Annotated in this window: 18 protein-coding genes; 12 read left to right on the top strand and 6 right to left on the bottom strand. The window is 37.8% G+C overall.

Features of this window, described 5'->3' with window-relative positions:
- The first annotated feature begins 210 nt into the window (after positions 1–210).
- Positions 211–987, top strand: a complete 777-nt coding sequence (locus QWY87_RS09585; RefSeq protein WP_290290620.1) for a hypothetical protein — start codon at positions 211–213, stop codon at positions 985–987.
- 594 nt (positions 988–1,581) lie between these two features.
- On the opposite strand, the gene QWY87_RS09580 is transcribed toward QWY87_RS09585, so the two are convergent.
- Complete coding sequence (locus QWY87_RS09580; RefSeq protein ID WP_290290618.1) at positions 1,582–2,352, bottom strand: DUF6090 family protein; 771 nt, start codon at positions 2,350–2,352, stop codon at positions 1,582–1,584.
- A gap of 181 nt (positions 2,353–2,533) precedes the next feature.
- On the opposite strand from QWY87_RS09580, the gene QWY87_RS09575 reads away from it, so the two are divergent.
- Positions 2,534–3,856, top strand: a complete 1,323-nt coding sequence (locus tag QWY87_RS09575; RefSeq protein ID WP_290290616.1) for a hypothetical protein — start codon at positions 2,534–2,536, stop codon at positions 3,854–3,856.
- Positions 3,857–4,514: 658 nt separating this feature from the next.
- On the opposite strand, the gene QWY87_RS09570 is transcribed toward QWY87_RS09575, so the two are convergent.
- On the bottom strand, positions 4,515–4,937 hold the full coding sequence (locus QWY87_RS09570; protein WP_290290614.1) for a cupin domain-containing protein: 423 nt from the start codon (positions 4,935–4,937) through the stop codon (positions 4,515–4,517).
- A gap of 81 nt (positions 4,938–5,018) precedes the next feature.
- On the opposite strand from QWY87_RS09570, the gene QWY87_RS09565 reads away from it, so the two are divergent.
- Positions 5,019–5,618, top strand: coding sequence for a TetR/AcrR family transcriptional regulator (locus QWY87_RS09565; RefSeq protein ID WP_290290612.1), 600 nt, complete (start codon positions 5,019–5,021; stop codon positions 5,616–5,618).
- 66 nt (positions 5,619–5,684) lie between these two features.
- Here QWY87_RS09565 and QWY87_RS09560 read toward each other — a convergent pair whose 3' ends face one another.
- On the bottom strand, positions 5,685–6,566 hold the full coding sequence (locus QWY87_RS09560; protein ID WP_290290611.1) for a universal stress protein: 882 nt from the start codon (positions 6,564–6,566) through the stop codon (positions 5,685–5,687).
- A gap of 723 nt (positions 6,567–7,289) precedes the next feature.
- On the opposite strand from QWY87_RS09560, the gene QWY87_RS09555 reads away from it, so the two are divergent.
- From QWY87_RS09555 to QWY87_RS09530, 6 genes are all read left to right on the top strand, one after another.
- A complete protein-coding gene (locus QWY87_RS09555) occupies positions 7,290–8,369 on the top strand; it encodes a sensor histidine kinase (RefSeq protein WP_290290610.1) in 1,080 nt (359 codons plus the stop codon).
- On the top strand, positions 8,366–9,085 hold the full coding sequence (locus QWY87_RS09550; RefSeq protein WP_290290608.1) for a LytR/AlgR family response regulator transcription factor: 720 nt from the start codon (positions 8,366–8,368) through the stop codon (positions 9,083–9,085). The genes QWY87_RS09555 and QWY87_RS09550 overlap by 4 nt, the downstream gene beginning before the upstream one ends.
- An 8-nt stretch (positions 9,086–9,093) precedes the next feature.
- Positions 9,094–10,281 (top strand): alpha/beta hydrolase-fold protein, encoded by a 1,188-nt coding sequence (locus QWY87_RS09545; RefSeq protein WP_290290606.1) that lies wholly within the window; start codon positions 9,094–9,096, stop codon positions 10,279–10,281.
- Between the two features lie 138 nt (positions 10,282–10,419).
- Positions 10,420–11,055 carry a hypothetical protein gene (locus QWY87_RS09540; protein WP_290290604.1) on the top strand — a complete coding sequence of 212 codons (636 nt, stop codon included), beginning with the start codon at positions 10,420–10,422 and terminating at the stop codon, positions 11,053–11,055.
- 8 nt (positions 11,056–11,063) lie between these two features.
- Positions 11,064–13,322, top strand: a complete 2,259-nt coding sequence (locus tag QWY87_RS09535) for a CocE/NonD family hydrolase (RefSeq protein ID WP_290290603.1) — start codon at positions 11,064–11,066, stop codon at positions 13,320–13,322.
- 639 nt (positions 13,323–13,961) lie between these two features.
- The gene (locus QWY87_RS09530) at positions 13,962–15,398 is read left to right on the top strand and encodes a DUF1254 domain-containing protein (RefSeq protein WP_290290601.1); all 1,437 of its coding nucleotides are present in this window, start codon (positions 13,962–13,964) and stop codon (positions 15,396–15,398) included.
- 374 nt (positions 15,399–15,772) lie between these two features.
- Here the strand turns inward: QWY87_RS09530 and QWY87_RS09525 are convergent, their stop codons facing one another.
- Positions 15,773–16,165, bottom strand: coding sequence for a hypothetical protein (locus QWY87_RS09525; protein ID WP_290290600.1), 393 nt, complete (start codon positions 16,163–16,165; stop codon positions 15,773–15,775).
- Between the two features lie 666 nt (positions 16,166–16,831).
- On the opposite strand from QWY87_RS09525, the gene QWY87_RS09520 reads away from it, so the two are divergent.
- From QWY87_RS09520 to QWY87_RS09510, 3 genes are all read left to right on the top strand, one after another.
- Positions 16,832–17,668 carry a peptidylprolyl isomerase gene (locus tag QWY87_RS09520; protein WP_290290598.1) on the top strand — a complete coding sequence of 279 codons (837 nt, stop codon included), beginning with the start codon at positions 16,832–16,834 and terminating at the stop codon, positions 17,666–17,668.
- Positions 17,669–18,270: 602 nt separating this feature from the next.
- The gene (locus QWY87_RS09515) at positions 18,271–19,770 is read left to right on the top strand and encodes an aldehyde dehydrogenase family protein (protein WP_290290596.1); all 1,500 of its coding nucleotides are present in this window, start codon (positions 18,271–18,273) and stop codon (positions 19,768–19,770) included.
- Positions 19,771–19,839: 69 nt separating this feature from the next.
- A complete protein-coding gene (locus QWY87_RS09510; protein ID WP_290290593.1) occupies positions 19,840–20,208 on the top strand; it encodes a DUF779 domain-containing protein in 369 nt (122 codons plus the stop codon).
- A 304-nt stretch (positions 20,209–20,512) separates the two neighbouring features.
- Here the strand turns inward: QWY87_RS09510 and QWY87_RS09505 are convergent, their stop codons facing one another.
- Complete coding sequence (locus QWY87_RS09505) at positions 20,513–21,025, bottom strand: hypothetical protein (protein ID WP_290290591.1); 513 nt, start codon at positions 21,023–21,025, stop codon at positions 20,513–20,515.
- A 43-nt stretch (positions 21,026–21,068) separates the two neighbouring features.
- Positions 21,069–21,599: a hypothetical protein gene (locus QWY87_RS09500; protein ID WP_290290590.1), complete on the bottom strand. Its 531-nt coding sequence runs from the start codon at positions 21,597–21,599 to the stop codon at positions 21,069–21,071.
- Positions 21,600–21,751 lie beyond the last annotated feature (152 nt).

Raw genomic sequence — 21,751 nt, 5'->3', positions numbered from 1 at the left:
TTGAAAATTTAAAAAAAGATTTTCTAGTTCTCATTTTCAAGTAATTATATGGAACTTTTTTTATACTTTTCCACTCAATTATTGAATCTCAAATCAGTGAAAGGATCCATATTTTATTTTCTTGCATTTGCATCCTTTTTTATAAATACGGATCAAGTGTTTTCGCAATCAGACTCTATTATGCAAGTGTCTGAAACAAAGGAGAATAAAATGTCTAAAAAAGACAAAAAAGCCGAAAAAAAGAGATTAGATGATGAGTACATGGAGGGAAGAAGATGGAGAATTGCTTCTACATTTATTAGCGCCTCTTTAGATAGCTATATACAATTCGAAGGCCCTAACGGCGTATTAGGAGTAGAATTGAGCCTTGAGGATGAGTTAGGCTTTGAAAAATCCAAGATCATTCCAAAATTCGATTTTCAGTATTCATTTAACCGCCATTCTTCATTATACGCTGAGTATTACAATATTGCAAGAAAGTCAAGTTTCGATGTTGAAGAAGAATTTGATTGGGGAGATATAGTAGTGCCAGAAGGTGCTGGAGTAGACATTTTTTTAAATACACAAATCTGGAGTTTTGGTTATATGTATTCCTTTATTAATAAACCTGAAGCTGAATTATCTTTCTTTGTCAATTTGTTTGTTTTAGGTGTTAGCACAGGATTGGATATTGAAAACAGAGATATTCATGATCGATTTAGGATAACAGCTCCACTTCCAAGTATTGGATATAGATTCAGTTATGAAATTCTACCAAAAGTTAGATTCGGTGGAACCCACACCTTTTTCTTTTTACAAATTGGTGACTATGGAGGAGCCATTAATAATGTAAAATTGAATCTTGATTATCGAGCTCTTAAATGGTTAAGCGCAGGTGCATCTTATTCAAAATTTGATTTAGATATTAATTCAGAAGCCAGAGCCTTTAAGGGAGAAATTCAATATGCTTATCAAGGGCCAGGGTTATATCTTTTGTTTCTTTTTTAAATTAGTGTTAAATATTTTGATATTGTTTTTTGTTCTTTTGTCTTGAAACAAAAGAACGAAAAGTTCAAGGCTGCTTTTATTTTTCTGTGCATCAAGCTGATAATTATTACGCCACCATAGCCCTAGCCGTTTCACTCGAGGGCTATTGCTTCTGCCATGCAAAAATTATCAGGATGCAAGACGAAAAATCAAAAAGGCCGAATGTCTTCCCGAAGGCAATTCTGTTTAGTAGAACACTTCAATCTGCCTGAGGGCAGGCAGTTTCGATATTCAAAAAACCGCTTCAAAAATTTGTAACGCACTTTTCAATCTACACTGACGTAAAAGCTTCGGTCCAATTAATGATTTCAGTTTAGTAGAACACTTCTAGATTCAGAGGTCGATTTGGTCACGATAAAAGTCAATAATGAGATCAACTCCCCTCTTGAGAGGGGCTGGGGGTGTGTTTTAAAATCCCTGCCTGCCGGCGAGGCAGGATTAAAAAAGGCCAACTTTCTTCCAGATGACAATTCTGTTTAGAAGAATACTTCGACATTGGATATTCAAAAATTTCTTCAACAATCCCTGCTTCATGTGCAGGTGCGTTTGTGCTTTTTATTTTAGCTCCTCATCGATAAGTATAATAATCTCCCTCATTAGTTTAATCTGTTTTGTCATGTACAATGTGGAAACTTTTCTAGTACCAATAATGTCTGCCAAGTATCCACTGAGACCGTCTATTTTCATGAGATTTTGAATTAATTCCTCATAATTATCCAAGCTGATTGACCCTCCTGAATATAATACGGGGCTAAGATTTTGGCTAAATTCGATTCGGACCTTAGCAGGAAGTATGTCACCAACCAGTCTTCGATAACCAAAATTATATTTACTCCATTCTTGCTTCTCATGAAAAACAACGTCATCCATATTCATGTAAAGCTCGATTAAATCGTTTTTGATTCTTTTGTTTTTTATGATGGCAATATTTCCAGTTGCATAGAGTTCATACCAAACGTTTTTAATATAATTGGGTGTATTTTGGTATCCCACATGTGTTATGGCTATGGCAAATTCGGTTTGATTTTTGGGATAATCATTATCTAAACAATCAAGCATAATCTCTCCATTTTTGATCTGGAAATCATTAAAGGTATTTTGGAATAAAGCAGTTCGAATATTTAAATCCAACTCTTTGCGAATGCTTTCCAAATAATTTTGTTCTAGTAAATTGGTTTTGCTATCTTCATTCCAATTATTGATTTGTAAGGCGATTAATATCCCAACAACGACTAAAATTATCTCACCAATGGCATAGCGACTATATTTCAAAAACTGGTTGTGATCAGCGAGTTGTTTTCTTGTTTTACGGAGGAAAGGCATCATAGATTGAGGTTTGAACCTAAATATAGTATTTATACTTTCATTCGAATACTTGTTAAGGACGAATAGTATAAAATCGTTTTCGAAATGACTTAAATATTTATCGAAAGCGCGGAAAACCCGCCTGCCTTAGAATCAGAAAATGAACAAATAACACTATATTTATTCTCCGATTAATTATCCTATGAGACCTGTCTATAGCACCTTGTTTTGTTTTTTTATACTGACCGTATTTTCGGGTGGAGCTTGTTTTGCCCAGCTGGATAGCCTGTCTGCGCAAGAACAATTAGGGGGTGATGGTTATCGTGAGGGCCAGTATCCAGGATTGGGTCGCGCTGCCTCTGAGATTTTTTATTCTGATAAAAGGGTTGCTTTTTCGGGATATGCCGAACTGGCCAATGTGTTTAACGGAGGTCAACCCAGAGATCTTAGTTCTGGCGATCTGGAATTGTATTATAGTCAATTGTATCGGGTAGTGCCCTTTATCGGGGTGAGAATAACGAAAAGCATTTTCCTGACCACTGAATTAGGCTTCGAACACCTTGAAGGAAATGGCGAAAGTGAAACCCACTTTATTCCAGAACTGTATGTAGATTTTATCGTTAAGAAATGGATGAGTTTCAGGGCTGGATTACAACCTTTGAACATTGGGTATATCAATAATAATGAAGAGCCCTTGCTGTTTTCGAGTGTAAACCGTCCGGAGGCAGAAAGATTGGTCTTGCCATCAGAATGGATCGAAGCAGGGGTGACTGTTTACGGAGATCTTTTTAATAAAATAAATTATGCACTAGGTTTTACCAATGGTGTATTGGCTAAAGATTTCCAGTCGGCTACCTGGATAAGAGGCGGGGCAGAAGGGCAGATGGAATCTTTTAATAAACTCGCGATCAATGCACAGGTTAATTATTTGCCAGTTAACAACGTCACACTAAGTGCCAGTAGCTATTATAATGAATCGGGACGAGATGAAACCATTGTGGTTGATGGAGAGACAAAGGAAGTTTCGGCTCCCGTTTTTGTGCTCTCTGGCTATGCACGTTGGGATTACAAGGCATTTAGTCTTATTGGAATGGGTATTTATGGTACCCTTGGAGACACTCCGGAGGTATACCAACTTACTCAAGAAACCCAGGGATTTGGGCAGGTGATTGGTGAAAAAGCTTATGGTTTCTATATTGAACCAAGCGTGGATATTTTAAAAATCTTTGGTCTTTCAACCGGAACAGAGACCACATCAGGAAATATATTTACTGTTTCAAACTCAGAGTTGCCTTTTTTTGTGCGCTATGAAAGACTCGATACGCATAGTAGTGTGGCTCCTGAGTTAGCAGATCTCGACTATGTGCGCAATAACCTCAATATTTGGATGGTTGGTGTGAACTATAAACCCAACCACCATATTGCACTCAAATTTGATGTCAGGTTCAGAGACAACCTTGATCCACAAGACGAGGTTCCTGCTTCGGAGACTTTGTATGAGTTGGGGGTAGGTATTGAGTTTTAGTATCCTGCTTTATAGCAGGATCGATAATTATTGTTGTTCATTTTTTTTGCTTCTCCAAAAAAAACGAACCAAAAAAAAGGAGCCTTTTACGAGGTGTTTTTCAGGCTTATCTATCGAACGCCTAAAAACCGATTAAAAAGTGCTAAATTTTTTCCAAGGCTTCAAAAATTTGTAACACACTTTTTAATCTACACTGACGTAAAAGCTTCAGTCCAAAGAATGATTTTAGTTTAGAAGATCACTTCTAAATTCAGAGTTCGATATTCGACATTCTAAATTCAAAAAGGCCGATTTGGTCACGACAAGAATCAATGTTGAGAAGAACTCCCCTCTTGAGAGGGGCTGGGGGTGTGTTTTAATATTTTACTTCGATATTCGATATTCTAAATTCAAAAAGGCCGATTTAGTCACGACAAGGATCAATGTTGAGAAGAACTCCCCTCTTGAGAGGGGCTAGGGGTGTGTTTTAATATTTTACTTCGATATTCGACATTCTAAATTCAAAAAGGCCGATTTAGTCACGACAAGGATCAATGTTGAGAAGAACTCCCCTCTTGAGAGGGGCTGGGGGTGTGTTCTAAAATCCCTGTCTCGCCGGCAGGCAGGTTCGATATTCAAAAAACACCTTCCAAGGGAGTGACGGCCACTATTAAGCCTATTACAATGAAATAATCATGTCATATTCTGAAGCTGTCTGGATAACTTTTTGAATGAGTTGAGGGTCGACAGATTTTTGAGGTGCATTTTCTTCGGTATCAGGAATCCCGAGGTTTTCAAAAAAACGTAAGAAACCTTTAGGGCTGTGAATATTGACCCATTCACAGCGACTGTCAGATTTATTGGAAAAGGAATGCATTGATTTTGGTGACAGGTTAATGGATTCCCCACTTTTAACTGTTGTGACTTTGCCATCGACCATAAATTCCATCTCTCCTTGGGTTACTAAAAAGACTTCATGAAAGCTATTGTGATGATGCGGAGGCGGACCAGGTGTTTGAGCAGGCGTTTCGCCTATAACAAGATCGTAATCACCGCTAACCTGTTGTGGTTTTATTTTGTGTCCTAGTACCCATTGTGCCATAATAAGAGTTTTATGAGATATTTGTCTCACAAAGCTAAAAATTAATTTTGTAAGAACCAAATTTTATGAGATATTTGTCTCATGAACACAATTTCACTCGAAAACGGTAGAATTAATCAGAAGATCAAAACCAGGACTCGTATTCTTAGTGCAGCCAAGAATTTAATGTCAGAGAATAAAAAGATTACGCTTGAGGAGGTGGCGCTAAAAGCGGAAGTGGCTCGAGCAACTATTTATCGCTATTTTCCGAACATAGACCTTCTTTATACTGAAGCCTCGCTTGACATTCATTTTTCATCACCTGAAGAGTTATTTGAAGAGGTGAAAAACATGCCCCTTGACCAGCGTTTAATCTATATCCAGAACTATTACAATAAGATGGCGCAAGACCATGAATTGATATTCCGAAGGTATTTAAGCGCCGCACTTTTAGAATCCTTGGGATCTAACAAAAAAATCAGAGGAGCTAGAAGGGTAGAAGCCATGTCACTTGCATTGTCATCTTCGAAAAAGAAGCTCTCGAAAAAAGACCTGGATTATTTGAAAAACGCAGGAACCATACTTATGGGGATTGAATCAGTCATTGTAGCCAAAGACGTCTGCGGTCTCACCGATAAAAAGACCAATGAAACCTTAAACTGGGCGTTAGAGATGATCCTCAAAGGGATGCAGTCACAATAATAAAGAGTCTTGTTGCACCACTTCGAAGATCATTAAACTAATGCGCTTCTGCTTAACCCATTGACATCAATGATCAACGGTATCTTCCTTTTTAATATCCTGATCAATACTGGCGCGCAAATAATGCTCATTATAGCTCAATATTGGAATTGAGGTGTGTACCTCCATTTTACAGACAAGGTCTTCATGAAACAGTTTCTCAATAATTCCATCGCGTTCTTTTTCGAGCATTACGATCATATCAAGGTTATGATTTTGCACGTAGTTGCATAATCTTTCAAAAATTCTGTCAGAATGCAAAAGCTCAAATGAAATATTCTTATACGAGATGTTATCTTTTACAAGATCTTTAAACCATTCCATTTTTTGATTAGCATTGTACTCAGTTTCGGAGCTGACATGTACGAGCTTGATCTCAGGTTTATAAGGCTTAACAAATTCGATCAACTGCCTAATGGCCTCAAGATCAACTTCCCGAAAGTCAGAAGCATAGAGCACATTATCGATATCTCTGTAATCGGCAACTGTAGGAATTGCCAAAACAGGAACAGGTGATTGTTTTACCAGTGCCTTGGTTGTGCTGCCAATAAAGATTTCCTTTAATAAACTTTTTCCTTTGGTACCTGTAATAACCAAATCGGGCTTGTGTTTTGTGATGACTGAAAGAATGCCTTTGACAACAGAGGTATTTTCAATGGCCAAAAAGGTTGGTTTTATATCAGAAATAAATTGTTCGGATAATTCCTTCAAGGTTCGTTTCCAACTTTTGCTAGCTTCCTTTGTCAGTTCAACCGGATAATTCATTTGAGGATCACCCCAAATGGGTGGAATGTCAAACACGTGTAGCATGATCAATTCAGCACGATGCTTTTCTGCAATTTTCAACGCAAAATGAAAAGCCTTTTCAGCATTCTTAGAAAAATCTGTAGCATATAATATTTTTTCCATTTGTATGTCTATTAAGATTAAAACCTAAAGCTAGAAAAATTGCTGTTTTTATGCAATGACGTGAGTCAATGTTGGTGTTGATTTGGAGCAATTTTTCTTTTTTTTTGCCGGTATTAAGGATGAACTCCCCTCTTGAGAGGGGTCGGGGGTGTGTTTTTCTTGCTTTAAGTGAAGCTATTTTTTAAATATTTTTATTTGTCCTTTTGTCTTGAAACAAAAGAACGAAAAATTCAAGGCTGTTTTTATTTTTCTGTGCATCAAGCTGATAATTTTTACGCCGCCATAGCCCTAGCCGTTTCACTCGAGGGCTATTGCTTCGGCCTCCCTTAAATTATCAGGATACAAGACGAAAAATAAAAAAGGCCGATTTGTATCTAAACAACAATCTTGTTGGCGAGTTTACTTCTTAAATCAAAAATCTCAAATCTTCAATCTCCAATCTCCAATCCCTGCCTCGCCGGCAGGCGGGTACAATCTCCAATCATAAAAGCTTCGTTCATTATTGCTGGCGCGCAGCGTTGCGGTCCAAAGAATGATTCTAGTTTAGAAGAACCCTTCAAAAATCTCAAATCTCCAATCCCTGCCTCGCCGGCAGGCGGGTCCAATCCCTTCCTCGCCGGCAGGCAGGAATTTACCCCTTTCCTTCACATTCACCACCAAAAACCTGCGCTCCTGTACTTTCTCTTTTTAGATTGGCTAGTTTACCTTTTCTTTGTGGCATCAATGGATAGAATAGAAAAAATATTAAATACCAAGTCAATTTCCCTTTATTGGAAATGCCAACTTTTAGGATGGGGAACGGTCTCCATTTACTGGGCCTATGTTGTTTATAATAGAGATGGTTACGGGTATTTTTTTACATTTCTCAATTATGTACTTGACATTGCCATCGGAATCGTATTGACCCATGGCTATAGATTCTTTGCTTTAAAGTTTAAATGGAACACGCTTAGTCTGCGTCAATTGTTTGTAAGAATTGTGCCTTCTATTATTCTTTTAGCAGTATTATATATGGAGATTGTCGATTTAAAATGGTATTCCTACTGGACTATTTTCGGAGACAAAGAGGTTGATTTATTGGAATCGCTGAAGTATTGGGATCCTGTTTTAATTACTGGATTGCGTTTGATGTCTATTTGGATTTTGGCTTATCATTTATACCATTATTATCAGAAAGAAATAGAAACGGCCCAGCAAAACGCTGAGCTTTCAATCATCGCAAAACAGGCTGAGTTAGACAATTTGTCGGAGCAATTGAATCCTCATTTTTTGTTTAATTCACTCAACTCTATTAAGTCATTGGTTATAGAAAATCCCAAAACAGCCAGAAGGGCCATAGATTTATTATCTGACATCCTGCGCTCGTCGCTTTATGAAAAAGATGCTTCGTTTATAAGTATTAAAAATGAATTAGGCTTGGTAAAAGACTATGTTGAACTAGAAAAGGTAAGGTTTGAAGAGCGTTTGAATATGCTGATCACCATGGATGAGGCTTTAGAAGGATACATGATTCCACCCTTAAGCATACAGCTTTTGGTAGAGAATGCGATTAAGCACGGCATTGATAAGCGGATTCAAGGTGGAAGCATTATGCTATCGATTGTTGAAAAAGACGGTCAGTTGATTATTGTAGTGCAGAACCCCGGACAAATAGTTGATCATGGTGCCAAAACAGGTATCGGGATAAAAAACCTAACAAAAAGATTGTTATTACAATACAATGGTGAAGCCAGTTTTACCTTGAAAAATGAGGCTGAAGACAAGGTAACAGCCACCTTAATCATTCCAATTCGCAAAAAATGAATACCTACAAAACGATTATTATAGATGATGAGCGCTTAGCGCGGGAAGAAGTGAAAAGAGCCCTGTCTGCCTATCCTGAATTTGTTGTCTTGGGAGAAGCGGCCAATGTAGACGAGGCTATTGTTTTGATAGATAAAGAACGTCCGGATTTGATTTTTTTAGACATCCATATGCCAGAAAAATCGGGCTTTGATTTATTAGAAGAACTAACGATAGTTCCTGAAGTGGTATTTACCACTGCCTATGATCAATATGCTGTAAAAGCTTTTGAAGTTAACGCCATTGATTACCTGGTAAAACCTTTGCGGGATGAACGTTTTGCTGTAAGCATTGAAAAGGTGAAGGCAACTTTTGCTAAAAGAGAAGCAAAGCGAGATGCATTGCCGATGCATCACAAAATCTTTATAAAGGACGGAGAAAAATGTTTTTTTATTCCCTTAACGGATATCAGGCTCATTCAATCTATGGACAATTATGCCCGCTTGTTTTTTGGAGAAGACAAAGCAATGATCAAGCGTTCCTTAAACCTGTTGGCAGATAAGCTGGATCCCACTGTATTCTTTAGAATCAACAGGAGTCAGATCATCAATACGCAGTACATTAAAGAAATTCATCCCCATTTTAATGGCAAGTTGCAAATCACTTTAACAAGCGGAGAATCTTTGGAGGTGTCAAGCCGACAATCAGCCAAATTTAAAAATTGGAACAGTTTATAATTAAAAAAATGAAAAGAATCAATCACATATCAAAAGTACTCCTTGTGTTTTTTACCTTGTTTCAGTTACAGGCTGTTGCACAAAAAAGCGGCACATTTGAAATAGGAACAAGCCATACAATTCAATCTAAAGTTTTAAATGAAGCGCGAACATATTTTCTTGAACTTCCTGAATCTTATGAGACAAGTTCAAAAGAATATCCCATCTTGGTTTTGTTAGACGGAGAGGTTACTTACCATTCTCATTCTGGCATTCTGAAACAGATGGTTCAAGGGGGTCAAATACCTGAAATGATCATTATCGCGATCACAAATGTAGACAGGGTAAGAGATTTTACACCGACCAATTATTTGACCAACCTAAATGGATCTAGTGCTGTAGAAAACCAGAAAACGAGTGGCGGAAGTGCTGCATTTTTAAAATTTATTGAAGAAGAATTAGTACCCGAAGTCGAAGCAAATTACAGAAGCAATTCTTTTAAAATGCTGGTAGGGATTTCTCATGGAGGCTTGTTGGTAGGCTCATCTTATCTTTCAAAAGCATCTTCATTTAATGGTTTTGTTTCAATGGATCCAAGCTTTTGGTGGGATGACCAATATGTTGTCAAGCAAATAAGCAGCACTGATCTTGAGCAAATAAAAAATAAGAGAATCTATGTGTCTACGGCTGATAAGTTTGAGAATTTTGATAGAATTCCAGGGGTGTTCAAAGCAAATATTAACGCGCATGAATTATTCAATACGACTTTAAAAAACAAAGGAATCGCTCCAACAAATATTGAACTCGAATATTTTAAAGAAGAAAATCACTGGACGGTAGCATTGATGAGTTTGTATCATGGGATGCAGTTCATTTACAAGGGGCTTAGAATGAAAAATATGAGTGGCAGTTCTATTGAAGAGATTGAAGCGTACTATAAAACGAATTACAATGGGGCCTTCTTGCCTCCTGAAAATGACATCAATACTATTGGCTATGAACATCTGAGAAAAGAGAATTATGAGAAGGCCCTGGTATTTTTTACACTGAACACCACAAATTACCCAGGTTCTGCAAATGCCTTTGACAGTTTAGGAGAAGTATATATGCTTAAGGGTGATATAGAAAATGCGATGCAGCATTATAAAAAGTCTTTAGCATTAGACAGTGCAAATGAGAATGCGAAAGAGATGATTCGCAAATTAGAATTAGAATAATCAATTGAAGTTTTATTGAAATAATATCTTGAATTAAGCTTTAAAAAAGCTTGATAATGGAAAAATACATTAAAAAAATCATTTTTATTAATCATAACTTTCCGAGGTAACTCTGAAAAATTTTAAACTTATTATAACATGAAAAATTACACGATCTTAGTTTTAATAGTAATCATGGCATTCACTGCCTGCAAGAAGGAACCTCATAATACAATTTCTGAATCGACATCTGCTGAACCTGCAACTTCAGAACATGTAACCTCAGAACCCACCTTAGATGAGTATCGCATAGGCGAAAAATGGACATGGTTAGAGAAAAGCGTCGCTGAAGGGAAAATCAGATGGGAAGGCAAAGATATACTAGAGGTAGTAGAATTTAAGGGGACTTTGGGATTTTGGAATGGTAATGACACCGTTATGGTTTCAAGTACTTTAAACCAAGAAAAAAGCAGCACTCCTTTTCGCAAATGGCCTCTAAAAGTAGGTAAAAAGTGGAAACACGAGAGTGACTGGAAAAACTCTGAAGGTACTCCTATGAAAACAAGTCAAGACGTTGAGGTAGTGTCATATGGAGCAGAGGCTGTGCTTGCTGGAAGATTTATGGCTTATGAAATTGTACATAGAGGGACCATTACCAATTCAATAGGAGGAAGTTCTGAAATAAATGAAACTTACTGGTATGCGCCAGCTTTAAAAATGAATATCAAACATGTACAAGATGACGGTTATGGTTCATATGTGTTTGAGCTTTATGATTATAAAACCGGACAATAAAAAAACACATGAAGAAATTATTCGAGCTATTAATTATTGCATTAATTAACCTGACTGCTGTAGGTCAAGAGCTAAAAATCGAAAAAGCAGCCTTGACAGACACAGTAGTGGTGGCCTTGGAAATGCAAGATCTTGCCTCAGACTATTTGCAGCGAAGTCAGACAGGAGACCAGGAAATAGAAGCCTTTAATCGTTATATGATTGAAATTCTGGCTGGTGATTATGAGGCTTCTATCAAGACGATCCAATCGCTGAGAGAAGATTCAGATTTGAATCATGGGCATCCGGGTTATATGCCCTATGAATTGTTTTCAAAAGCGAAAATTACGCAATTGGAATCTGCAGTTACGTTTAACGAAGCTTATCGATCAGTTTTTAAAGCGTATCTGGAAAATTGTAATGATGAACAGGCCTATTCGGCGACTATTGTTTTCACGACCTATGATGCCGTGGCCCAATTCACCAATGCTTTTGAGGCTGAATACGGCAAGATTACAGGCAGTTCCATCGGTGCTGATCAGGCCTTGACGCTTTTAAAATCTTATTTTTTATACCATGTAAATATCCAGACCGAACCTCTTGTTTTTGAGGTCATAGAACAGGATGAAAATAACCGATATGTCATCAACGAGCAGCTCATCGTATCGCCAAGAGATGGCGCAGAACTCACTGTAATTACAGCTCGCAAGAGAGATACAGGACCGCTGCCCGCGGTCGTGTTGTTTACCATGTATGCCGAATCATCCAATAAAAGGCATGCCCTATTAGCTGCTTCAAAAGGGTATGCAGGTGTGGTAGCAACAGCCAGAGGAAAGCGACTTAGTGCTAGTGTCATTGATCCGCTAAAACATGAATATAAGGACGTTTATGCAGTAATCGATTGGGTCAGCAAACAAAGCTGGAACAACGAAAGCATTGGTATGTATGGTGGCAGTTATGATGGTTTTGCCCAATGGGCCTCAATGAAAGAAAAGGTACACCCCGCTTTAAAAACTATCATTCCCATGGTATCGATTGCGCCCGGCATTGATTACCCCATAGAGAATAATATTTTCTATAATTTCCCTTATAAGTGGATACCCTATGTGACCAGCAATAAGTTCTTAGACAAAGCCGCGAATTTTGATCGTGACAGATGGAATACGCTGGAAAAAACCTGGTTTGAATCTGGCAAAGCTTTTCAGAAAATGGATAGCATAGAAGGAACCTCCAGACCGCTTTTTCAGGAATGGATCAGCCATCCTAGTTATGATGACTATTGGCAAGGAATGATTCCTTACCAGCAGGAGTTTGCACATATCAACATCCCGATACTCACGATCACAGGTTATTATGATGACTCGCAGCGAGGCGCTATGTATTACTATGCCGAACATTTAAAATACAATCCAAATGCGGAGCATTACTTGCTCATGGGGCCCTATGATCATTGGACGGCACAATTTGCATCAAGTGCGTATTTACATGGCTATGAAATTGATGAGGCGGCAGCATTGAATATCAGAGAAGGATTGGCCTATGAGTGGTTTGATTTTATCTTAAAAGGCAAAGAAAAACCGGCGCTGCTCAAAGATAAGGTGAACGTTCAGGTGATGGGCGCCAATAGCTGGATGCATGCTCCTTCACTAGAAGCCTTAAAAAATGAATCGCGCTCTTTCTATTTAGGTATGACTTTATCGGAAGGTCAGTATCCCTTGCAACCTGAAAAGCCAGGCAAAGGAACGCTGAGCATAGAAGTGGACCTGGCAGACAGAACAGCCATGAATAATACCGATTATTATCCCTGGCCTATACTCAAAGACAGTATCAACCTACATGACGGCCTTGTTTTTGTAAGTGATGCTTTTACAGAAGAACTGGTTTTTAACGGCTCCTTTTCTGGAGAATTAATAGTAGAAATCAATAAGAAAGATTTTGACTTCGGCGTAAATCTGTATGAATTGACAGCTGAAGGCAAGTACTTTCACCTGAGTTTTTATATCGGACGCGCAAGTTATGCAGAGAGCAATGAGCACAGAAAACTATTGACCCCCAATACACTAACAACCATACTATTTGACAATACAAGAATTGTGAGTAAGAAAATTTCAAAAAACAGCAAGATCATGATCGTAGTGAACGGAAATAAAAACGCTTCCGGACAAATTAATTACGGTACCGGAAAAGATGTGAGCAGTGAATCAATAAATGATGCAGATACGCCTTTAGTGATTAAGATTCAAAAAGGGAGCAGAGTTGTTTTGCCGATTTATTCAGGCTCTTTTTAATAAAGTTTTGATCAGATGAATTCCCCTCTTGAAAGGGGCTGGGGTGTGTTTTAGCTTTTTGATCTTACATTACCTGGAATTAAGAGGTTTTAATCAAAAAAAATCTTTTGATATTGTTCTTTGTCCTTTTGCCTTGATGCAAAAGAACGAAAAGATCAAGGCTGTTTTCATTTTTCTGTGCATCAAGCTGATAATTTTTACGCCACCATAGCCCTAGCCGTTTCACTCGAGGGCTATTGCTTCTGCCATGCTAAAATTATCAGGATGCAAGACTAAAAATCAAAAAGGCCGATTTCGATCTAAACAACAATTTTGTTGGCGAGTTTACTTCTTAAATCAAAAATCTCCAATCTCCAATCTCCAATCTTCAATCTTCAATCTCAAATCTCTGCCTCGCCGGCAGGCGGGTCAAATCTCCAATCTTAAATCTCCAATCTCCAATCCCTTCCTCGTTAACGGGTATTTTAATCACTAAAAATCGGGTGGTACTTGCTAAAAATGGCGATTACCTTCTTATATTTGTATAGACTTAGATGAAGTAATTTTCAGCATTAAAAGCATAGTAATTGAGTTGCCGGAGCTATAGGTTTTATGATGAATAAATCAGAATAAATCATATTCACAAATAATATCAATATTATGAAAAAGGCTACCGCATTATTTTCGAAACTAATTGGAATTCTAGTTATTGGATTACTAATTACTGCCTGCGAAACAAAAGAACAATTGGGCCCTGAAGAAGCAAAAGAAATCGCCAAAGAAGCGTATGTATATGGCTTCCCTATTGTGATGAATTACAAGACTTTGTATAATTATGTCTTGAATGATAAATCAGCAGAATATAAGGGCCAGATGAATCAAATAGTTTGCGAAGCACGTTTGTTTACGCCTGAAGACAAGACTATTGTAACGCCTAATTCTGACACACCTTATTGTATGTTCTGGGTAGATATTAAGGATGAACCACGGGTGATTTCAGTTCCAGAAATGGAGCCTGATAGATTTTATCATTTTCAACTGGTTGATGTGTTTACACACAATTTTGCTTACTTAGGTACGCTAACTACCGGAAATAAGGCCGGGAATTACATGGTTGTAAGTCAAGGATGGGAAGGTGAGAAACCTGAAGGTATTACAGAGGTTATTACTTGTGAAACGGATCTGTTTTTTGTGGTGGTACGCACTCAGTTAATGGGTGAGGACGACCTTGATAATGTGAAGACAATTCAAGACGTCTATAAGGTACAGGGCCTAAGTAGTTTTTTAGGAAAAACACCTGTAGTTGCCGAAAGAAATGAAACTGTACTTGCATGGCAGGATGGTGATGAACTGACCACCGCAATGTTTCCTTACTTAGACTATATGCTCAATCTTACCGAACCAATTGCCTCTGAATCGGAAATCAGAGCCCGAATGGCGAAGTTAGGGATTGGCACAAAAGAAGGTTTCGATATAAATCGTTTTGACGCTGCAACACAAAAAGCAATTGAAGAAGGTGTTGCTGCAGGGTATCAAGAAATGGATGATTTTAAAAATGCCATTACCCATGACCCTTTAGCCAGTGCTAAGATTTTTGGAACAAGATCGTTTTTGACAAAAAGTGCCAGAGAAAATTATAATTCGGATAACTTTTATGTAATGCGCGCTGTAGCGGCCTTAATGGGTCTTTATGGTAATTCGGGTGAAGAGGCCATTTACCCGACCTATTTAGTAGATGCTTCAGGTGTTCCTTTTGATGCCGCAAGCAATAAATATACCATGACCTTTGAAAAAGACGCTTTGCCTCCTGTAAATGCGTTCTGGTCATTGAGCATGTATGATGGCACTACCCAATTGTTTATTGATAATTCATTAGACAGGTATTTACTTAACTCGAATTCACTAGATAGTTTTGTTTTTGGTGAAGACGGTTCCTTGACCTTATATGTCCAAAAAGAGTCGCCTGGTAAAGAATTGGAGCCTAATTGGCTACCAGCACCTGACGGACCTTTTTACTGCGTTATGCGCCTATATGGACCTAAAGAAACTGCACTTTCAGGGGAGTGGGTTAATCCTCCTTTGGAGATTGTGAAATAGTATTTTTTTTCTTTTTCCGCTCTTTATCAACTAAAATCATTCTTTGGACCGAAGCTTTTACGTCAGTGTATGTTAAAAAGCGCGTAAAGAATTTCTGAAACCCTGCCTGTCGGCAGACAGGCTTGGAAGAAATTTAGCGCTTTGCAAACGGTTTTTAGGTGTTCGATAGAAAAACCTAAAAAACACCTCGTAAAAGGCTCCTTTTTTTTGGTTCGTTTTTTTTGGAGAAGCAACTGCGAAGCACATCACGAATTCCTTAATGCAAATAAAAGAGGGATGAGTAAAAAAAATGAATAGAAATATAATCTTAATTCTCTGCCTCGCCGACGAGGTAGGCATTAGAGATTCTACATTCAAAAATTTCAAATGTTCAATCAAAAACCCTCACTGGCAACCGGTTGCAACCTAACATAACTTTCGTCCCCAATATAAATCACATACGGAGTCGTGATTTGGGTAGTCATATCATAGTAGTTGGCTGATAAGGTATTGCGCACTGAATCACCTGTTACGATGGTTCCATGGATTCTAATGTTCTCATCGCTGGTGCTTAACAAGCGCAGAGTTCTAATTTCTCGATCATCATGTTTTTTAGTTTCGTCTTGTACAATTTTGTACTCACTAACTGATTGTTGAAAGGCCACAACGTTTATTTGGAGGAGCAACGTCGAGTCTTGAATTTTGACAAACGAGCCTTCTTTAAACGTAATAGGGATTCTTCCAACCATCCCGTCATCTAAACTATAGGTTTGCGAAGAAGCGTTCAAGACGAAAAAAAGGGTAAACAATAAAAAAAGGGTAAAGTAATTTTTCTTCATACTCAGGGGATTAAGTTATCTAAAATTACTGTCGTAGAAATCAATCTTCAATGACATGGGTCAAAGTTATGATTGATTCTCATCACTAAAATATGCATTTATAATCGAAATGTGTACTATTTTAACCTTGAATTAACATTTTCTGCTGCGCAGTAGGCGGTTTTTTTTTCAATTTTTTATCTTTTTGACTTGAACAAAAATTCGTGAAATATTCTTCTTTGTTCTTTTGTCTTGAAACAAAAGAACGAAAAATTCAAGACTGCTTTTAATTAGCTTCGCTGAATCTTCGATTTCTCTGTAGCTTTTCCTCCTTATTTTTTCTGCCACAGCCGAAGTCGTTTCACTTGGCGGCTGCTCCTCTTCCATACTAAAATAAGTCGGAAGCTAAAACGAGAATTCAAAGAGGTCGCTTGCGTCGCGACAGCGGTCAACGATGAGATCAACTCCCCTCTTGAGAGGGGCTGGGGGTGTGTTCTAAAATCTCCAATCTCCAATCTCCAATCTTCAATCTCCAATCCCTGCCTCGTCGGCAGGAGGGTCCAATCTCCAATCAAGATCTAAATCTTCTCGTTTTTGAATTCATTATATTTGCGCGTTTAAAATTAATCGTATCATATGAAATTAGTCGTAAGGGTCTCGTTAGTGTTAGTTGTTTTTTTGCTTGTTTTTGCCTGTAATCAAAAACCAACAGTTGCTGTTCAAAAAGTGGAGGTGAGGAAAAAAATTGAAATGGTTACAGATCATGGAACCATGGTTCTTGAGTTGTACAATGAAACACCTTTGCATCGTGATAATTTTATAAAGCAGGCGCTGGCTGGCGTTTATGACAGTGTGCTTTTTCATAGGGTGATCGATTCTTTTATGATACAGGGTGGAGATCCTGATAGTAAATATGCCAAGCCTGGTGATACCTTGGGTAATGGCGGGCTTGACTATAAAATCCCTGCTGAATTTAATCCGAATTTGTTTCATAAAAAGGGTGTACTGGCAGCTGCCAGAGATGGTAATATTGAAAGAGCCTCGAGCAGCACCCAATTTTATATTGTAGAGGGAAAAGTCTTAAATGATAGTCTTATTGACCTGGCGCAGTTCAGAGTGAATAGCTGGCTTTCTGAGTATTATTTTAAAAATGATCCAAAAAACAAAGCACTTCTTGATTCTATGCAAGTGGCTTTGGTCAAAGAGGATATGGAAAAATATGCGGTTTATAGTGAGCACATTCATAGCATGTCACAGAACTATACCAATTTTCCTGCTTACAGTATTTCTGCAGCACAAAGAGAAGTTTATAAAACCATTGGTGGTACACCGCATCTTGATCAGAATTATACCGTGTATGGCGAGGTGATTGAGGGTCTTGAGGTAATTGATTCTATTTCTTCCGTTCAGACGGGAATCTTTGACAGACCTGTGAAGGATGTGAGGATTTTGAGTGTGAGGGTTGTGGAGTGAATTTTTGTTTTAATAAAACAAAAATTCGTAAGATATTTTTTATTTGTCCTTTTGCCTTGATGCAAAAGAACGAAAAAATCAAGACTGCTTTTAATTAGCTCCGCTGAATCTTCGATTTCTCTGTAGCTTTTCCTCCTTATTTTCTCCGCCGCAGCCTGAGTCGTTTCACTTGACGGCTGCTCCTCTTCCCTTTTAAAATAAGTCAGAAGCTAAAACGAGAATTTAAAGAGGTCGACTGCCTTCCGATAACAATTGTTTTTGGTAGAACACTTCAAAAATCTCAAATCTCAAATCTCCAATCTTCAATCTCCAATCCCTGCCTGCCGGCAGGCAGGAATCAAAAAGGCCGATTTCGATCTAAACAACAATTTTGTTGGCGAGTTTACTTCTTAAATCAAAAATCTCCAATCTCCAATCTCCAATCTCCAATCTTCATTCTCCAATCCCTTACTTCTCGTCAACAAGCATTCAAAATTCAAATACATCTATACGATTTTCCCTGAATTCGTTCCAGCTATGCAAATTATCCCCTAAAAAATATGTAAATTTATATAGTTTCAAATCGTTTGCCGCTATTAATCAACATTTTAAATACATATCAAATGAGTTATTCTAAACCAAAGTTCAAAGAAAAGTACGGTAATTTTATCAATGGAAAATTTATGGAACCGGTTGGTGGTGGGTATTTTGATAATCCTTCCCCAATTGACAATTCTCTTATAGCAAAGTATCCGCGTTCGCAAAAAGAGGATGTAGATCTTGCTGTAGCAGCAGCTAATGCGGCAAAAGAGGCTTGGGGAAATACATCTGCTGCTGAACGAGCCGCAATGCTCAATAAAGTAGCTGATGTGATGGAAGCAAACCTAGAGGAGTTTGCTGTGATGGAAACTTGCGACAATGGTAAACCTATTAGAGAAACAATAAATGCTGATATTCCATTGGCGATTGACCACTGGCGCTATTTTGCAGCCGTTATTAGAGCAGAAGAGGGTTCGGCAACTGAATTAGATGCCAACACGCTTTCAATGAATATAAAAGAGCCTTTGGGCGTAATAGGACAAATTATTCCCTGGAATTTTCCGATGTTAATGCTTTCGTGGAAACTACCACCTGCATTGGCCGCAGGAAACTGTGTGGTTTTAAAACCAGCTGAACAAACACCATCAACAGCTACTTTGTTAATGGAAAAGATTGCTGATATATTTCCTCCGGGTGTTATCAATATTGTGCATGGATTTGGTCCCGAAGCAGGGAAACCTTTAGCATCTCATTCAGGAGTTGATAAAGTAGCCTTTACAGGTGAAACCACAACGGGTCAATTAATTATGCAATATGCTTCTAAAAATATAAATCCTGTAACGATGGAATTAGGGGGTAAGTCGCCTAATATTTTCTTCAATTCTGTGATGGATGAGGATGATGCCTTTTTAGACAAAGCCATTGAAGGGGCTGTTTTATTTGCCTTTAACCAAGGTGAAGTTTGTACCTGTCCGTCAAGGTTATTAGTACAAGAAGATATATATGATGCTTTTATGGAAAAAGTGATCGCCAGAACTAATGCGATCGTTCAGAACAGTCCTTATGATTCTACTTGTATGCTTGGGGCACAAGCCTCTAATGACCAGTACGAAAAGATTCTTTCTTATATTAATATAGGCAAGGAAGAGGGTGCTAAAGTGCTTACTGGTGGCGGAGCTTGCAAATTAGAGGGTGATTTAGCCAATGGTTTTTACGTGCAGCCTACTATTTTAGAAGGGCATAATAAAATGCGCATTTTTCAGGAAGAAATTTTTGGACCTGTTGTTGCAGTAACGAAGTTTAAAGACGAAGCGGATGCCATTGCTATTGCAAATGATACCCTTTACGGATTAGGTGCAGGTGTCTGGACCAGAGATGCACATCAATTATATCAAATTCCAAGGGCTATTAAAGCTGGTAGGGTTTGGGTAAACTGTTATCATGCCTACCCGGCTCACGCTCCTTTTGGAGGCTATAAAAAATCAGGATTTGGTAGAGAGAATCATTTGATGATGATGAATCATTACCGTCAGACTAAAAATATGCTGATTTCTTATGATAAAAATAAATTAGGATTCTTTTAGAAACTAGAGATTAACAAAACGAAAAGACTGACTGTATCAGTCAGTCTTTTTGATTTTTATACTGTCATTATGAAATATGAAAGGGTTGCCATTACTGAAAAAGCCGTCGCTGTTTTAAATGAACTTAAAGCAAAGCACGGCGATTTAATCTTCCATCAAAGTGGTGGTTGTTGTGATGGTTCATCACCTATGATTTTAGAAGAAGGAGATCTGTACTTAGACGATAGTGATATTTTACTTGGTCAGTTAGACGGTGTAAATTATTATATGAATCAAGACCAATTTGACTATTGGAAACACACGCATTTAACCGTTGATATCACAGAGGGCAGAGGCTCAAGTTTTTCACTCGAAATTCCGCTAGGCTTGCGGTTTATTATTCATTCGAGGTTGTTGACGGAGGAGGAGAATGCTGTTCTTAATTCAGTTTCTTCTTAAGGGGTGTTTTTTATTTTTTTATTTTGAAGCAAGGTTTCTTTATTTACATAAAGGATGATATTCTTTGTTCATTTTTTTGCCCCTCCAAAAAAAGAACCAAAAAAAGGAGTCACTGCACGAGGCAATTACTTCGTATCATTCACTCTCGCAACTACATGCTTGTTCTCCCTTTCAGTCCGAACGCACTTCCGTTGCTACGTTCATTATTGCTAGCGTGCAGCGGCACGTTCCAAAGAATGATTCTAGTGCAAGAACACTTCGACATTCGATATTCCTTGTTCGAGGTTCGATATTCAAAAATCATTTATTCTCCTAAACGAAGCTTAAATTCTTCAGCGCAAATCTCAAAGCTATCAACGTCATCATTGGCTTTATCCATATACATTGCGTCTTGGAGGCCGCTCATATTGGTAAATACCATTTTCAATCGATTGTTTTCTATAGTGAGTGTCCAGGTTTCGTTACCGAGGTAAGTAAAGGTCAGGTTATTGGCTGAATTTTCAAGAATCTCCATTTCTTCTATTTCTAACAAGTCATCGCTGTAATAGTAACAATCATCATCAACCATACCTTTTTCAAACTCTATTTCAGAGATCCAAAGTTCAATTGGTTTATTCATATTGTTGTTGATTCTCATATAAATAACCCCTTCATCTTCAGTAATCTTCCATTTTGTGCCATCTTGTTTTTCAAGAAAAGTTTGATTCACTATTTCATCATCCTTATCATCTGAAGTACAATTACTAATTGATGCCAACAATCCAATACAGGTAAAAAGTATTAGATATCTAATTACTGTATTTTTTATTTTGCTCATGATTGTTTTTTTTTAGATTTAACTTCAAACAACACTTCTTTTCTTATTTCAAAAACTTCCAGTCAAAAACGCCTTTGTTTCTTTCTTCAGGACATCTGCCAAGCTCATCAACATTTTCTTTGGTTTTAGAAAAATAGACAGTCTTCTTGACATTGTTTAAGGTTTCAAACTCCAATTTTAGGCGATCTCCGTCTATACTAAAAGTCCAGGTTCCATTATCAAGGTGGGTGAATTCCAGTTTGCCTCCAAAATTTTCAAGCACTTCTACTTCTTCGGTGTTCAATAGCTCTTGACTATAATAGAAACATTCTTTAGCGGCCATCAGTTCCTCAAATCCCAACTCAGCTATCCATATCTCCATATCCTTGTCTATGTCGTCATTAAGTCTTACATAAATGCGCATATCCTCTTCAATGACCGTCCATTTGCTTCCATCATGTTTTTCAAGGAAGGTTTGGGCCACAATTAGATCCTTATCCTTTTGGTCTGATTCACAACTGTTGTAAGAAATCACCAAGCCTATGCATGTAGATAGGATGAAAAACCGAGATACTAAATTCTTTAGTTTGTTCATGACCGTTCATTTTTAAGTTCTATAGCCTTAAAGATAAATCGTGAGTGGGGTTTTTACATTGATGGTGGTCATTGGGATTGTTGATTTTGATTTTTTGAAGTTTATGCTTTTTGCTTATTCTTTGTCCTTACCTAACGAAAAGAATAATATTT

Origin of the sequence: Lutimonas halocynthiae (assembly GCF_030409835.1) — a bacterium.
In the GTDB taxonomy this organism is placed as follows: Bacteria; Bacteroidota; Bacteroidia; order Flavobacteriales; family Flavobacteriaceae; genus Lutimonas; species Lutimonas halocynthiae.
This window is presented reverse-complemented; position numbering and strand designations above follow the sequence as displayed.

Bases quoted from the DNA above. Each gene is read 5' to 3' on its own strand.
- QWY87_RS09585 (WP_290290620.1), top strand. From the start codon at position 211: ATGTCTAAAAAAGACAAAAAAGCCGAAAAAAAGAGATTAGATGATGAG.
- QWY87_RS09580 (WP_290290618.1), bottom strand. From the start codon at position 2,352: ATGATGCCTTTCCTCCGTAAAACAAGAAAACAACTCGCTGATCACAAC.
- QWY87_RS09575 (WP_290290616.1), top strand. From the start codon at position 2,534: ATGAGACCTGTCTATAGCACCTTGTTTTGTTTTTTTATACTGACCGTA.
- QWY87_RS09570 (WP_290290614.1), bottom strand. From the start codon at position 4,937: ATGGCACAATGGGTACTAGGACACAAAATAAAACCACAACAGGTTAGC.
- QWY87_RS09565 (WP_290290612.1), top strand. From the start codon at position 5,019: ATGAACACAATTTCACTCGAAAACGGTAGAATTAATCAGAAGATCAAA.
- QWY87_RS09560 (WP_290290611.1), bottom strand. From the start codon at position 6,566: ATGGAAAAAATATTATATGCTACAGATTTTTCTAAGAATGCTGAAAAG.
- QWY87_RS09555 (WP_290290610.1), top strand. From the start codon at position 7,290: ATGGATAGAATAGAAAAAATATTAAATACCAAGTCAATTTCCCTTTAT.
- QWY87_RS09550 (WP_290290608.1), top strand. From the start codon at position 8,366: ATGAATACCTACAAAACGATTATTATAGATGATGAGCGCTTAGCGCGG.
- QWY87_RS09545 (WP_290290606.1), top strand. From the start codon at position 9,094: ATGAAAAGAATCAATCACATATCAAAAGTACTCCTTGTGTTTTTTACC.
- QWY87_RS09540 (WP_290290604.1), top strand. From the start codon at position 10,420: ATGAAAAATTACACGATCTTAGTTTTAATAGTAATCATGGCATTCACT.
- QWY87_RS09535 (WP_290290603.1), top strand. From the start codon at position 11,064: ATGAAGAAATTATTCGAGCTATTAATTATTGCATTAATTAACCTGACT.
- QWY87_RS09530 (WP_290290601.1), top strand. From the start codon at position 13,962: ATGAAAAAGGCTACCGCATTATTTTCGAAACTAATTGGAATTCTAGTT.
- QWY87_RS09520 (WP_290290598.1), top strand. From the start codon at position 16,832: ATGAAATTAGTCGTAAGGGTCTCGTTAGTGTTAGTTGTTTTTTTGCTT.
- QWY87_RS09515 (WP_290290596.1), top strand. From the start codon at position 18,271: ATGAGTTATTCTAAACCAAAGTTCAAAGAAAAGTACGGTAATTTTATC.
- QWY87_RS09510 (WP_290290593.1), top strand. From the start codon at position 19,840: ATGAAATATGAAAGGGTTGCCATTACTGAAAAAGCCGTCGCTGTTTTA.
- QWY87_RS09505 (WP_290290591.1), bottom strand. From the start codon at position 21,025: ATGAGCAAAATAAAAAATACAGTAATTAGATATCTAATACTTTTTACC.
- QWY87_RS09500 (WP_290290590.1), bottom strand. From the start codon at position 21,599: ATGAACAAACTAAAGAATTTAGTATCTCGGTTTTTCATCCTATCTACA.